Here is a 13,263-nt window from a genome sequence, read left to right as displayed (position 1 = left end):
AGAGTTCCCGGAAACTTTGGCCCAATCTTGAGCGGGGGGTCAAACGGGGAAATCCAGCGCGGGATTGGAGAGCAAATTTGGCTTACCAGGACAAGGCGTAGCAGGCTCAGTGCTGTAGCGCTGAAGGTAGTGGCGGTAGCGATCGGGAGCAATTTGCGCCTTCGCTGAAATCATCACGGCAATGTGCTGGGGCTGCATAGCAGCAAAAAACTCGGTTAGCTGCTGGTCATCTAGCGGGCAGGGTCGCCAGTATTCGTGACACAGGGGAGACCAGTCGTAGACGTGACCAGCCGCATCGCCCAACACCTGATCGACAAACACCCCGTAGAGAATGTATTCCGACAGAGTTTTCGCTCGGGCCAAGGTCTCTAGCCAGGGGCGACCTCCCACTTGCTCTAGGCGATCGCACAGGGCAACCACGTTACTCTGCCGCCAGCTAATCAAATTGCCAATGTAGTTGGGGCGGGTGACTCCGTAGCGATAACCCTCTAGCCCCAGCAGCCGATAGGCTGCCTCGTACAGCGGTTCGAAGTCAGGGCTATAGAACTCGGGCACTCGAAACAGCCGCGTTTGGTCGGGCTGGGCAAAGTTTGTCAGATCAAAGGGGCGCACAAACACCACATCAGAGTCAACAAAAACCGTGACGGCCTCAGGGACGCGTTGGGCAAAGGCCAGCTTGACCAACTGCTGCAAAACCCAGTTGCGAATCGGCGGAGTTTTGAAGCTGAGCCAGGCGCGGCTGACTAGGGGAAAGCGACGAATCCAGGCAGGCAGTAGCGACTCAACCGTTAAAATTTCAGTGCTGGCGTTGGCCAACGACTTAAACATTGGATAGTCCCGCTGATCGACAATGACGTAGTGGCGCATTGAGATCTGACTGAGCTGACCAACACTGTCGACTAACAGTTGGCAACGGCAGAAGTCGGGGCCATAGCTGAGGGTAGCCAGGGCGAGGGATGGAGACACAGAGGCCGGCATTAGTAGTTGCTCAAAGGGGCGACGCTAGCAGAGGGAATACAGCCTTGGCGGTGCATTCAGAGCAAGCAAAGCAGCATTTTTACCCGGCTCTAACTCTAGGGATAAAAGAAAAAGCGTAGGTAAAGGATAAACTGAAGTCATAAAAAGACATGTTGTAATTGAAGAGTCAATAAAAAAGTGAATAAACTGGCAAAATTAGCTACTCTTAGGGGTCAACAGCCCCCTTAGTGGTTGAGTGTTCAATGTGAGACTACGCGACCAGGATCAGGCAACCTTATGACTGACACTACGGCTTCAAGCGCTTCCCCAGAGCCCCAGGGTAACCCTTCGCGGTACAACTCCGAGGAAGCTCTAGACCAGCCTTTCCCCCCGGCTGGCAACGAGTGGGAGGCAGTCACCTTTCCTGGTCAGCTGCCCTTAGACCATGCCGTTGAGCTGGCTGAGGTCTATGGTTTGTCTTCGCCAACTGCGGAAGAGAGCCTAGTAGAGGCCACACCACCCGCCGAGCCTGCCCCAGAAGATCTGGTGCAGCTGATTCAAGATCTCAACCAGTGCAACGATGCCCTCCTGCTGCGCGTCACTGAGCTCGAGGAAGCTCTAGAGCGATCGCAGGTGGCCCTTCAGGCTGAGATCGAGCGCACCCAAACTATACCGGGCAGTCTTCCTTTAGGAGCTACCCCCGGCCCGGTGCAGCAGCAGATTGCTCAGCTCCTCAGCGAGCTTGACGTTGCCAACGATGGTCTGCGCCGCACTACGATTCACAACGAAACCCTCCAGGCCGAGCTGGAGTCAAACCAGCAGCGGGTCGCCCAGCTCGAGCGAGAGTGCACCCTCCTGCAGCAGCGCTTCGGTGAAAAAAATACCGCCCTGCACCAGGCTGAAGAAACCTGCCGCGATCTCAAGGCGCGCCTGCATCGTCAGCAGCGCTACACCCTCCAGTTCAAAGCGGCGCTGGAGAAGTGTTTGAATATGACTCCGGCCGCCGGCTCGGCCGTCCCCAGCTCGACTGTGATGCAGGGGCAGCTGCTGAGCCCCACCGTCCTTGAGGACGTGAGCCAGCCTGTTGCCATGCCGCGATCGCAGCAGATCCAGCCTTGGTCAGCCGGTCAGGGCAGCGTCACGGATAATCCTAGCCTGACCCACCTACTGCGGGGACTGCGCAGCGCCGGACCGAGCTCAGTACCGGCTCCGGCAGCAGTCCAGCCCGATTTCTTGCCATCGCCTGAGCCGAGCGTGGCGATCGCCCCTGAGCCCTTACCGACAGTTTCTGCGGACCCACCGCCCTTGGCTAACCCCAAACCCGCACCTGCCGCCCTCGATCCCTGGCTGGAGACGATTGACCAACCCGCAACAACTACCGCTTTAGAGGCAGCATCTCTATTTACAGAGCCATCGCCTTGGGGAGAGCCCGTCGCTGCGGCATCGCAGCCCACCCCAATGCCTAACCCCTCTGCCACCGCTCTACCCGCAGAACCGGTGCGAACTCAGCAGCCCACAGCACCTGCACCCGGCCCTAGCCAGCCAGCGGCTCCTGCCCAGCCTAGCTACAGCTATCCAGTGTCCGCCCCCAAAGCTTCACCGTCGCCCCTAGTCCATCCACTGCGATCGCAGAAAAAGATCACCTCCATTGCTGCCGTCGAGCTACCTAGCTTTGGCCGCGCGGTACGACGACGCTCGGTATGACCCCATGCCTTAAACACGAAGCGACCTAGCCTCAAAGACTAGGTCGCTTCATGGTTAAAGACCCTGCGATCGCTGAGCAAACTACTTGATATGGTGGCCAATCACCATTTGCAAAAGAGTAGGCTCGCCGCCCGGCTGGTGGTACTTATCAGCCCAGGTACGAATCACTTCGTCTAGCTCTTGGAGAGCGGTATCGCGATCGGCGACGGGAATGTCTAATTCTTCTAAAACTCGCATCGTGCCAGGAATGCCGTTGGCCCACTCGCGCATCATGCGAAAATACTGAGCTGTATCTTCGACCATGGCGTACATGCGCTCTTGGTCATCAACCGGTGCGTAGGAAGCTCGGACCAGCCCATAGTACGAGGCTCCCCAGGAGGCATCAATGCGCGCCACAGTGCCCGAATAGATCAGCCGCCGCCGAATGTGCTCGGCCAGAGCTTCGCTTAGGGGTACGCGGTGCTCTACAGGCAAATCATCCTGAGACTTTTCGTGGAGAATTTCAATCAGCTCTAAAAACTGAAACGAGTTGATAATCCGGGCATCGGGACAGGGGTTGGGCAGCCGGCTTTCCAGCAGCGCTTTTTCGTCACTGGTTAGAGAGGTGCCTGAGACCCGCGACTGCCCTGGCTGCCAAGGGTAGCGCCGCAGCCACATATAGGGAAATTGAATGAGATAGCGGGGTTCCTGGGACCCCAGCATTTTGAGCAGCTTGCCCTCGGTGAGAGCCTGGCGCATTTCTTCGACAATAGCCTTAACCCGCTTGGGCTCAATGTGGTGCAGGTGGCCCGTCATGCGCAGGTTTTCGCCCTGCTCTAGATAGGTCATATAGATGGCGCATTTAGCCGCCGTGGCTGCTGCATCTAAGAAGGCCCCGTGGCGATGCCCCCCCGTGCGCATGGCGCTAAAAGCGATGTACAGCAGTATCTGATCGATGGCGCTGGGGCTAAGGCGGCGAATCAGGGCTTCGTCTTCTACCGCTAGGGCAGACAGAGACATTGAGAGAAGAGGTTCGGCCATCGGACTTGGGGAAACTCAGAACAACAGGCGGTATCGCGACCCACGCTGCTAAGGGGGCAAAACCGCTGAAAATTGTCAGAAATAGCAAATACAGCTTAATCTAAAGGCTCTGCAAGAAGATGCACCACGGAAAAGGCGATATAAATAGTTTGATTATTTAAAGCTTTGACGAGGGTCAACGGCTCAGCCGTCAGCCATAAAAGTTACACCTGATTACGTTTAAGTGTGACTCAAAACCTGCAAAATTGACCTTTATTGCAGGTTAAATTCATCTAGTCTGTGAAGCAGAGCAGTATGAACCTAGTGCACCACCTAGCCACCCCTAGATCGGTAGAAGCTAAGGAAAACTAGGTAGTGCGAGTCTTGGTAATTCTGCCACTGCCGCGATAGGCAACGGGGTGCTCACTGCCGAAGGAAGGCTGAGGAGGGGTGGGATCAACCCGACCACTGCCCCGAAAGCTGAGCCAGCTTGCGATCGCAGGTACTCGGCTGAGCCGACCGCTGCCGCGATCGTCCTCAGCCCGCACTGCTGTGCGCAGGGTAGTTTCGGAACTAGCTCCGAGCCCGGTAGCCAGGCCCATGGGCGCGGCAGTAGCAATAACCAGGCCCAGGCTAGCGGCGCAGGCCAGATGAGTCATCAGAGAACAGAGGGAGGAAGAGTGCATAGGACGTGGCCTTGTTAGCGCTTCTAGTCCTAGTTACAAACCCATCCCTCCTTAGTCAGGAAAATCTTTATGCGTAAATCTGCGGATTTCTAAAATTTAGTAATCCCCAGCACAATCTTGTTCTGTTCTAAGCAGTCTGTCGTCCAGTCCACGTTGATTCTATCGGAGGGTTTGAGGCTCCGAGATAAGCCCCAAAAGCTCTTAGGCAGGCAATAAAAGGTGTAACCGCAGCCTATTTCTAGGGCAGGAAGCAGCAGCGGCGGTCAACATCCCACCATGAAGGGCGATCGCAACGGCAGAAAAAACCCGGGTTGCAATGGTCAGAACCGACCAAACGATCTAATCTATGGGGAATGTAATACATTCCGGTTAGAGGCCCAACGAACCATCGTTCCGGGGAAGCCGATAGCCAATGTTCGTTGGAGGTCTGGCCGTGCCCCGATTAGCCCTGGCAAACCGTGTAACCTGCGTCACTCCGTCGATGACTCTGGCCATTGCGGCCCGGGCCAAAGCAATGAAGGCCGAAGGCCTGCCGGTGTGCAGCTTTAGCGCTGGCGAACCCGATTTTGATACCCCCGACCACATCAAGGCGGCGGCCAAGGCTGCCCTCGATGCGGGCAAAACTCGCTACGGTCCAGCAGCGGGCGAACCAGCCCTGCGCCAGGCGATCGCCCAAAAACTTCAGCAGGACAACGGCCTCTGCTACGGCCCCGAGAACGTCATCGTCACCAACGGCGGCAAGCATTCGCTCTCTGGCCTGATGATGGCCCTGATCGAACCCGGCGACGAGGTGATTATTCCGGCCCCCTACTGGCTGAGCTACCCTGAGATGGTGAAGCTAGCTGGGGGCACGCCGGTCATTGTGCCCACTACCGCTGAACAAAACTACCGCATTACCCCCGAGCAGCTGCGCCAGGCAATTACTCCACAGACCAAGCTGTTTATTCTTAACTCCCCCTCTAACCCCACGGGGATGGTCTACTCCCCCGCTGAAATTGCGGCTCTGGCGGCGGTAGTGGTCGAGGCCGACATCTGGGTGGTGTCAGACGAAATCTACGAAAAAATTCTCTACGACGGGGCGACTCACCTTAGCATTGGGGCTGTGTCGCCCGAGGCCTTTGAGCACACTATTATTAGCAACGGGTTCGCCAAAGCCTATTCAATGACCGGCTGGCGGGTGGGCTACCTAGCTGGGTCAGCGGAGCTGATCAAGGCGGTAGCTACTATACAGAGCCACAGTACGTCGAACGTGTGCACCTTTGCTCAGTACGGGGCGATCGCCGCCCTCGAAGGCCCCCAAGACTGCATTGCCACTATGGGCCGCGCTTTTGCCGAGCGACGGCAAGCCATTATTGAACGGTGTCGAACCATCAATGGCTTGAACTGCGGTGAGCCCGAGGGGGCTTTCTACCTCTGTATCGACATCAGTGCCCTCGGTGTTTCCTCCCTCGATTTTTGCACCGCACTACTCGACGAAAAATACGTAGCGGCCATTCCAGGGATTGCCTTCGGTGCTGAAGGCACCATTCGCCTTTCCTACGCCACCGACATGGAGACCATTTTGGAAGGTATGGATCGGCTAGAAGCGTTCGTAGCAAGGCGTTTGGGTTAGCACATCGACCTTCAGCCTCACCCGTTCATAAATATGTGATGTTGATCGCTTAGTTTTGCCCCCCGACAGGAATACTAATAGGACTGTTGGTAACACAGGCTACATGGGGCGTCGTTTTATCGGATTGCCAAATCGAGGGGCATTTAGCCGTATACCGCTGCGGCTGCTAATCGTTGTGCCCTTTGTGGTGCAAGTATCGGTGGCGGTGGGGTTGACAGGATGGCTATCCCTGCACGAGGGGCAGCGGGCGGTGAACGAGGTAGCCACTGAGCTGCGCTCTATGGTTTCCCACCACATTCAGCATGAGATGGAGACGATGCTGGCCACCTCCCACCTGGTGAACCAGCTCACCTATGACGCCATTGCCCTCGGCCAGGTTGACCCCGCCGACTCAGAGGCCCTGTTTCGTCACTTTATGCAGCAGTCTCGCACCTTTCCCCACATCGATTCGCTCATGTTTGGCAACGCCAACGGCGAGTTTGTGGGGCACACCAACCTGGGCCAGCAAGCCCACCAGCGGATGCAGGCTGGCCCCTCCCTTGACAATCATATTGAGTTTGTAGAGGTTGAGACAGCGACAGCCCGCTCCACTCGTGTCGTCTCGTCTACCCCTAACTGGAATACCCAGACTCGACCCTGGTATCGGGCGGCTGTGCAAGCCCAGGGCCCGGCCTGGGGAGAAATTTTTCCTTACCACGCCTACCCGGTGCTGGCGATTTCAACGTCTCGCCCCGTGTACGGCAACGACGGCAAACTGATTGGGGTACTGGGCAACAACTTCTTTCTCACCCACATCAGCCAGTTTCTACAAGAAATCTCGATCAGTGAGCACGGTCAGGCCTTCATTATGGAGCGATCGGGTCTGCTGATCGCCACCTCTAACGATGCTAAGTCTTACAAAATAGTAGACGGTCGGCCCCAGCGGGTCTACTCAGTTATCAGCCCAGACCCTCGCATTCGCGCCAGCGCTCGGCTGCTGCTCAACCAGTCGGGGGGAGATTGGCAAACCATTCAACCCCAGCAGACCGAGTTTTGGCTCGATCGCGAGCGGCAGTTCATGCAGGTGGTTCCCCTCAGCGATGATTATGGCCTTGACTGGCTGATCGTGGTGATTATGCCTGAGAGCGACTTTATGGAGGCGATCGAGATCAGCCGCCGCAACACCATTGCCCTTTGCACCCTGGCGCTGGCTGGGGCGATCGCTTCGGGCCTCTACACTACCCGCTGGATTACCCGCCCCCTAAAAGCCTTCAGTTCAGCATCCCAGGCGATCGCTGAGGGCGATCTGAACCAGACCATTGGCCGCACCGGTCTGCACGAGCTAGAGGGACTGGCCGTGGCCTTCAACCGCATGGCGGCGCGGCTGGAGTCATCCTTTGGTGAGCTGCAACGCTCCAAGGCCCAGGTCGAGCAGGCCAATGCCGAAATTCAGCAGCAGGCGGCGCTGTTTCGCCTGATGGCTGAAAACATGAGCGATCTGATCTGTTTGCATTGGGTCGATGGCACCTACCTCTACGTCAGTCCGTCGGTAAAGTGGCTGCTGGGCTATAGCCCCGAGGCTCTGATCGGGCTACAGCCCAGCAGCCTAGTGCACTCTGACGACCTGGTGAATTACCAAATGCACTTGCAAACCTCGCCCCTAAGGCGGGTCTCAAACCCCGCCCCCGTGGTGTATCGAATGCGCCATCTTCAAGGCCACTACGTCTGGCTAGAGACCTTTACACGCTCTATTGTCGATTCTACCGGTGTGGTGGTGCAGCTCCAGACGGCCTCCCGCGATGTCACTGACCAGGTGAGACTGCGCCGTCAGCTCCAGCACGACGCCTGCCACGACGGCCTCACCGGCTTGCCCAACCGCAAGCAGCTACAAGAGCGTTTAGAAATAGCCTTGAAGCGGGCCCACCAGCAGAGTCAATACCGTTTTGCCCTGCTGTTTTTAGACATCGACCACTTTAAGGTGGTCAACGATAGCTTGGGTCACTTGATCGGTGACGAGCTGCTGATGGAGGTGGCCAGCCGCCTCAAAACGGCGCTGGGGCCAACCGATCTGGCGGTGCGCCTAGGGGGCGACGAGTTTATTGTGCTGCTGGAAGACATTGGCCATTTTGAGAGGGCCCAGGCCACGGCAGAGCAGCTGTTAGAGACGCTGCGCCAGCCCTTTCAGCTCAGCAGTCACCAGATGTTTGCCACCGTTAGCCTGGGGCTGGTGATGGGTGATGCCCGCTATCAAAGCGCCCTAGAGCTAATTCGCGATGCCGACACGGCCATGTATCGGGCTAAAGCCGGGGGCCGCGACGGCTACCAGACCTTTGACAGCGGCATGCACGATCGCGCGATCGCCCGCCTCACCTTTGAAACCGAGCTGCGCCGAGCCCTACTCCACCACCCCGAAGAATTTGTGCTTTACTACCAGCCCATTGTCGATCTGCAAACAGCGGCTGTAACCGGGTTTGAGGCTTTGGTGCGGTGGCAACATCCCCAGCGGGGTCTGATCATGCCGGGAGAATTCATTCCAGTCGCCGAGGAAACCGGCCTGATTGCGCCCTTAAGCTACTGGCTGCTAGAGCTAGCCTGCCGACAGATGGCCACCTGGCAAAGCACCTACTACCAAGCCAAGGCACTTACGGTCAGCGTCAATCTGTCGGCGCTGCAGCTGCACAGTACAGGCTTGCTCAGCCGGGTCGATGAAATTCTGAGCAAAACGGGGCTTTTGCCGCACAGCCTGGTGCTGGAGATTACCGAAAGCATGCTGATCGACAATATCGACGACACTATTCGCGTGCTCAACGGGCTGCGGCAGCGGGGCATTGCCCTCAGCATTGACGACTTTGGTACTGGCTATTCTTCCTTGAGCTACCTGTACCGCTTTCCGATCAGTAGTCTGAAGATCGATCGCTCCTTCGTCGGCCAGATGAACAGCAGCCCGAGCCACGAAACCATTGTGCATACCATCATAAATCTGGGGCGACAGCTAGGCTTTCGGGCGATCGCCGAAGGTATTGAAACTTCCCAGCAGGTCAGTACCCTCAAGCGATTGGGCTGCGACTACGGCCAGGGTTACTGGTTTGGCAAACCCCAGGCCGCTGCTGACCTGGAGACTTGGCTGACCCAGTCTACCGCCCACTACCGCCCCTACCCGGTGAGCTAAGCCGCCGATCGACCCACTGTCTGGCCTTATAAATGGCCTCAGAGCGGCTGACTACCCCTGGCACCGCCACCGCACAACCCATGTCGTAGGTGGCCCATACCGCATAGAGCGGCACGCCATCCTCAATGCTTTGGTCAAGCTCTAGGCGAAAGCCCCGATAGTCAAAGGACAGCACCACGTGGGGAAAGTCTGGATCGGCGAACAGCATAGTGGGGAGGGTGTAGGGTTCAGGGTTTAAGGTTCAAGGAGCCGACCTGAGACCTTCGGCCTGATACCTTGAACAAAAAAGAGGCGGGCCGTAACCCACCTCCCATGAGTCGCGGAGCACGACTGTGGTGTTGCCCCCGTCTAGGCGGCGGCTAGGTTGCTGGTGGCAAAATCCCAGTTGACCACGTTCTTTAAGAAGCTATCGATGTAGTCGGGGCGCTTGTTTTGGTAGTCGAGGTAGTAGGCATGTTCCCACACGTCCATGGTGAGCAGGGGCACTTGCCCAGCGGTGAGGGGGTTGTCGGCGTTGAGGGTTTTGGTCACCTTGAGGGTGCCGTTGTCGAGCACCAGCCAGGCCCAGCCGCTACCAAACTGGGTGGCCCCAGCATTCTTAAATTCTTCGACAAACTTATCAAAGCTGCCAAAGTCAGAGACAATTTTGCTGGCCAGCTCCCCAGCGGGAGTGCCGCCGCCACCGGGCTTCATGGAGTTCCAGTAGAAGGTGTGGTTCCAGGCCTGGGCACCGTTGTTGAACAACCCCTGCTGAGAACTGTCGCCGGCGATCGCCTTGATCACATCCTCGATCGGCTTGCTGTCGTGGTCAGTGCCTTTGACCGCATCGTTGTACTTACTGACGTAGGCCGCGTGGTGCTTATCGTGGTGAAATTCGAGGGTGCTCTTAGAGACGTAGGGCTCTAGGGCATCGTAGGCGTAGGGGAGAGGGGGCAATTCGTAGGCCATGGGGGGCTCCTTGCTTAAAGGCCAGTGGCATGATAAATCGCCCCTTTGATAAAAACTATCCCCCTAGGGTGGAGGGGGATAGCGGTAGCCGAGCCTTTCGACTCGGCCTCAGGGCAGAAATTTTTCTTTAGCTCAACCCTGAATCGCCACCAGCTCGATGTCAAAAATCAGAGTTTCTCCCGCTAGGGGATGGTTGGCGTCGAGGGTAACATCGGCCTCAGATAGGTCAGTCACCATCACCGGCACCATCTGGCCCTCAGGCCCCTGAAGCTGCAGCTGTTGCCCCACATCGAGGGGAATCTCGGCAGGAATGTGGTGGCGCTCAACGACCATCACCATCTCGGGCTGGTGGGGGCCGTAGGCGCTCTCAGCCGGAATTACTTCGGTTTTGGCGTCGCCAGGGGCCATGCCCACCACCGCCGCCTCAAAGCCGGGAATCACCTCACCATTGCCAATGGAAAACTCTAGGGGGTCGCGATCGCGCGACGAATCAAACACAGTGCCGTCTTCGAGCCTGCCAGTATAGTGAATCGAGACGCTGTCGCCGGGTTTAGCCTGGGTCATAAAAACATCCTTGCGTGGGAGCTTGTCTACAAGTCGTAGACCGTTCCCTTCACGCTAACGGGCATTTTGTAGAACCCCAGCAATACTAGAGATTTTCCTAAGGTTTCGGGCAGAAAACCTGCAAACAGCGCTGGCCTCAGCCGTTTTGAATCACCAAACCCTGACTATGCTGTAGATAGGTCTGGCCCAGCGGGCCCTTATCAGAGACAATCCGCAATGGTCGAGTCCGTAGACGACGCAACGCCTCAGCCCTCTGCCAACATTTGGCTCATAGAATTACAGGCCATTCTCCAGGGGGCAGTAGGGGGCTTTCTGTTCGGCATTCCGCTGCTGTACACGGTGGAGGTATGGGTGATCGGTGCCGCCACGGGTCCCCACTGGCTGCTGACGGTGCTCGCCACCACCCTAGTCGGCGTGGGGCTGCTCACCCAGGTCGAAGGGTTTCGCCAGACCCTCCACCTGCACCCCCTCGAAGCCTTGTTCGAAAGCATTGAGGCTGTTGCCATTGGGGTTGTCTGTGCGGCCCTGGCCCTGGTACTGCTGCGCCGCATCACCCTCGACATTCCCCTATCGGAAGTTTTGGGAAAGGTGGTGTTTGAGACCGTGCCCTTTGCGCTGGGGGTGGCCTTGGCACGCTCAACCTTGCAGGGCAAGCAAAGGCGCGATTCTGGCACAGACCGCGTGCGCCGCACGACTGCCCCCATCTCGCGCCGACTGGCCTCCCCTACCGTAGCCAACCTGCGCGATGCCCTGGTCGATTTCGACGCCGCCCTGATTGGCGCTGTGCTGATTGCCTTTAGCATTGCCCCCACCGAAGAGGTGCCGCTACTGGCCGCATCCCTACCCCCCTTGTGGCTGCTGCTGATCATGGGCGCGTCACTGGGTCTCTCCTACGCCATTGTGTTTGCCTCGGGCTTTACCGATCGCGCCGAGCGGCGGCAGCGGGGCCTGCTGTTTAGCCCCGTTACCGAAACCTTGGTGGCCTACCTCGTGGCCCTACTGGCATCGATGCTCATGCTGGTGCTGTTTCAGCAGCTCAACCCCAGTGACCCCTGGTCAGAATGGTTGAGCAATACCCTTGTTTTGGGCCTGCCCGCCTCCATTGGCGGAGCCGCAGGGCGTATCCTTATCTAATGGATTTGCCCACCCCCCCCGACAACTCACCCTCTCCCAATGCGCCCAGGAGCTTTACCCAACGGTCTGCGGCTGAGTGGGTGACGTTTATAGCGGCTTCCCTCATTTTGCTGGGGCTGGTGGGGCTCATTTTCTTTGACTGGCAGACTAACCAAAATCGCCCGCCCGCCTTTTCGGTAGCGGTGTCGGAGGCGGTGCGGGTCACCGATGGCCGTTACTACGTGCCCTTTGCCATTACTAACACCGGCGGCCGCATTGCCCGCATGGTGCAGGTGACCGCCGAGCTACATATCACAGGGGTTGACGACGAAACCGGTGAGCAGCAGATCGACTTTCTCTCAGGTCACGAAACCAAGGCGGGCAATTTTGTCTTCACCCACAATCCCCAGGGGGGGGATTTGATGGTGCGGGTGGCTAGCTATCGGCTACCGTAGAATGCGGTGGTTCAGGGCACTGGCGTTGGGTCATCCCTAGGCGCAACAAGGGGGATGCATGCTCGGCTATGTCTTAATTTTGCTGGCGACCATTTGCTTTGGGGCCCAAAACCTCATCACGCGGGTTCTGTTTATTCCGTCTGACCTGTTTGGGGTGCTGGAAACTGGCGGCTTGTAGAGCCCACTCTGCCCAACTCATTTTTGCTGATGTTTATGCGCATGCTGGTCGGAGTCCCGCTGATGGCGGTGCTGCTGCCGCCGGTGTATCCAGCTATGTGGGGCGACTTGCGGCGTCTAGGCTCGGCGAGCTACCGCCGCGAGCTCCACCTGGCCCTAGTGGGCGGGGTGTTGATGTTTTCATACCTAGCGCTGCTTTACGTGTCGGTGGGGCGGATTGCGGCGGGCATTGCGCTAACGCTATTTTTTACGTACCCCGTCTATACGGCGCTGCTGGACTGGTACTGGTTTAACCACCGCCCTAGCCCTAGCCGCTGGGCCATTTTGGCGCTGATTTTGCTGGGCAGCGTCCTGACTATTCCCATGACCGGAGCGGCGATCGAGAGTTGGGTAGGCGTCGTCTTTGGTCTGGCCTCGGGGGTGGTGTACGCCTTTTACACCGTGGCCGCCCAAAAAGCGTTTGAAACCTTTCATCCGGTGCCGTTTACGGGGATTAGCTTTGCGGTGACGTTGGTGTTATCAGCAGTCAGCCTACTGCTGTGGCCGGTGGATTTGGCGGGTCTGCTGTGGCCCGCGCTGTGGATGGGAGGCTTGCTATCGGCGATCGCCACCCTCGCTGGTCATGTGCTAAACAACCTCGGCATTCGCGTCGTCGGGGCCACCGCCGCCTCAATGCTTGGGGCCGCTAACCCAGCCCTCACCGCCGTCCTCGCATGGGGCATCCTGCAAGAGCAGCTTTCTATGGTGCAGGGGTTAGGGGTGCTGCTGGTCACTGTCAGCGTGGGTCTGCTCAGCTTGACCAAACCTTCGTAACCAGGAAACTGATCAGACTCTAAGTTAATCTTGCTCAGCCGCAAGAGATCGGCCTGTTCTTGAGTCCAAGCGTAAAAATCTGTGGTG

At 57.8% G+C, this 13,263-nt stretch carries 12 protein-coding genes; 6 read left to right on the top strand and 6 right to left on the bottom strand.

Annotated features, from left to right (window positions below):
• Window positions 1-39: 39 nt before the first annotated feature.
• A complete protein-coding gene (locus NC979_RS19625) occupies window positions 40-978 on the bottom strand; it encodes a DUF6492 family protein (RefSeq protein ID WP_190516769.1) in 939 nt (312 codons plus the stop codon).
• A gap of 276 nt (window positions 979-1,254) precedes the next feature.
• Between NC979_RS19625 and NC979_RS19620 the strand changes: the two genes are divergently transcribed.
• Complete coding sequence (locus tag NC979_RS19620; protein ID WP_190516767.1) at window positions 1,255-2,661, top strand: hypothetical protein; 1,407 nt, start codon at window positions 1,255-1,257, stop codon at window positions 2,659-2,661.
• A gap of 81 nt (window positions 2,662-2,742) precedes the next feature.
• Here NC979_RS19620 and hetR read toward each other — a convergent pair whose 3' ends face one another.
• The gene (hetR, locus tag NC979_RS19615) at window positions 2,743-3,660 is read right to left on the bottom strand and encodes a heterocyst differentiation master regulator HetR (RefSeq protein WP_190516957.1); all 918 of its coding nucleotides are present in this window, start codon (window positions 3,658-3,660) and stop codon (window positions 2,743-2,745) included.
• 368 nt (window positions 3,661-4,028) lie between these two features.
• Window positions 4,029-4,346 carry a hypothetical protein gene (locus tag NC979_RS19610; protein WP_190516765.1) on the bottom strand — a complete coding sequence of 106 codons (318 nt, stop codon included), beginning with the start codon at window positions 4,344-4,346 and terminating at the stop codon, window positions 4,029-4,031.
• Between the two features lie 433 nt (window positions 4,347-4,779).
• Between NC979_RS19610 and NC979_RS19605 the strand changes: the two genes are divergently transcribed.
• A complete protein-coding gene (locus NC979_RS19605) occupies window positions 4,780-5,958 on the top strand; it encodes a pyridoxal phosphate-dependent aminotransferase (RefSeq protein WP_431191093.1) in 1,179 nt (392 codons plus the stop codon).
• A 103-nt stretch (window positions 5,959-6,061) separates the two neighbouring features.
• On the top strand, window positions 6,062-9,106 hold the full coding sequence (locus NC979_RS19600) for a bifunctional diguanylate cyclase/phosphodiesterase (protein WP_190516760.1): 3,045 nt from the start codon (window positions 6,062-6,064) through the stop codon (window positions 9,104-9,106).
• Here the strand turns inward: NC979_RS19600 and NC979_RS19595 are convergent.
• The 3 genes from NC979_RS19595 to NC979_RS19585 form a co-directional block, all read right to left on the bottom strand.
• On the bottom strand, window positions 9,072-9,314 hold the full coding sequence (locus NC979_RS19595) for a hypothetical protein (RefSeq protein ID WP_190516758.1): 243 nt from the start codon (window positions 9,312-9,314) through the stop codon (window positions 9,072-9,074). The two genes, NC979_RS19600 and NC979_RS19595, sit on opposite strands and share 35 nt — an antisense overlap.
• 140 nt (window positions 9,315-9,454) lie before the next feature.
• Window positions 9,455-10,054, bottom strand: a complete 600-nt coding sequence (locus NC979_RS19590; protein WP_190516756.1) for a superoxide dismutase — start codon at window positions 10,052-10,054, stop codon at window positions 9,455-9,457.
• A 132-nt stretch (window positions 10,055-10,186) separates the two neighbouring features.
• Window positions 10,187-10,618 (bottom strand): FKBP-type peptidyl-prolyl cis-trans isomerase, encoded by a 432-nt coding sequence (locus NC979_RS19585; protein WP_073610222.1) that lies wholly within the window; start codon window positions 10,616-10,618, stop codon window positions 10,187-10,189.
• A gap of 216 nt (window positions 10,619-10,834) precedes the next feature.
• Between NC979_RS19585 and NC979_RS19580 the strand changes: the two genes are divergently transcribed.
• The 3 genes from NC979_RS19580 (at window position 10,835) to NC979_RS19570 (ending at window position 13,176) form a co-directional block, all read left to right on the top strand.
• Complete coding sequence (locus tag NC979_RS19580) at window positions 10,835-11,752, top strand: TIGR02587 family membrane protein (RefSeq protein ID WP_190516754.1); 918 nt, start codon at window positions 10,835-10,837, stop codon at window positions 11,750-11,752.
• Entirely contained in the window at window positions 11,752-12,186 is a 435-nt protein-coding gene (locus tag NC979_RS19575; protein WP_190516753.1) for a TIGR02588 family protein, read from the top strand. The genes NC979_RS19580 and NC979_RS19575 overlap by 1 nt, the downstream gene beginning before the upstream one ends.
• 219 nt (window positions 12,187-12,405) lie before the next feature.
• Window positions 12,406-13,176, top strand: coding sequence for a DMT family transporter (locus tag NC979_RS19570; protein ID WP_242023921.1), 771 nt, complete (start codon window positions 12,406-12,408; stop codon window positions 13,174-13,176).
• Window positions 13,177-13,263: the final 87 nt, after the last annotated feature.

Source organism: Leptolyngbya subtilissima AS-A7, from assembly GCF_039962255.1.
In the GTDB taxonomy this organism is placed as follows: Bacteria; Cyanobacteriota; Cyanobacteriia; order Phormidesmidales; family Phormidesmidaceae; genus Nodosilinea.
Note: the sequence above shows the minus strand (reverse complement) of the source record. Positions and strands in the feature narration are given on the sequence as shown.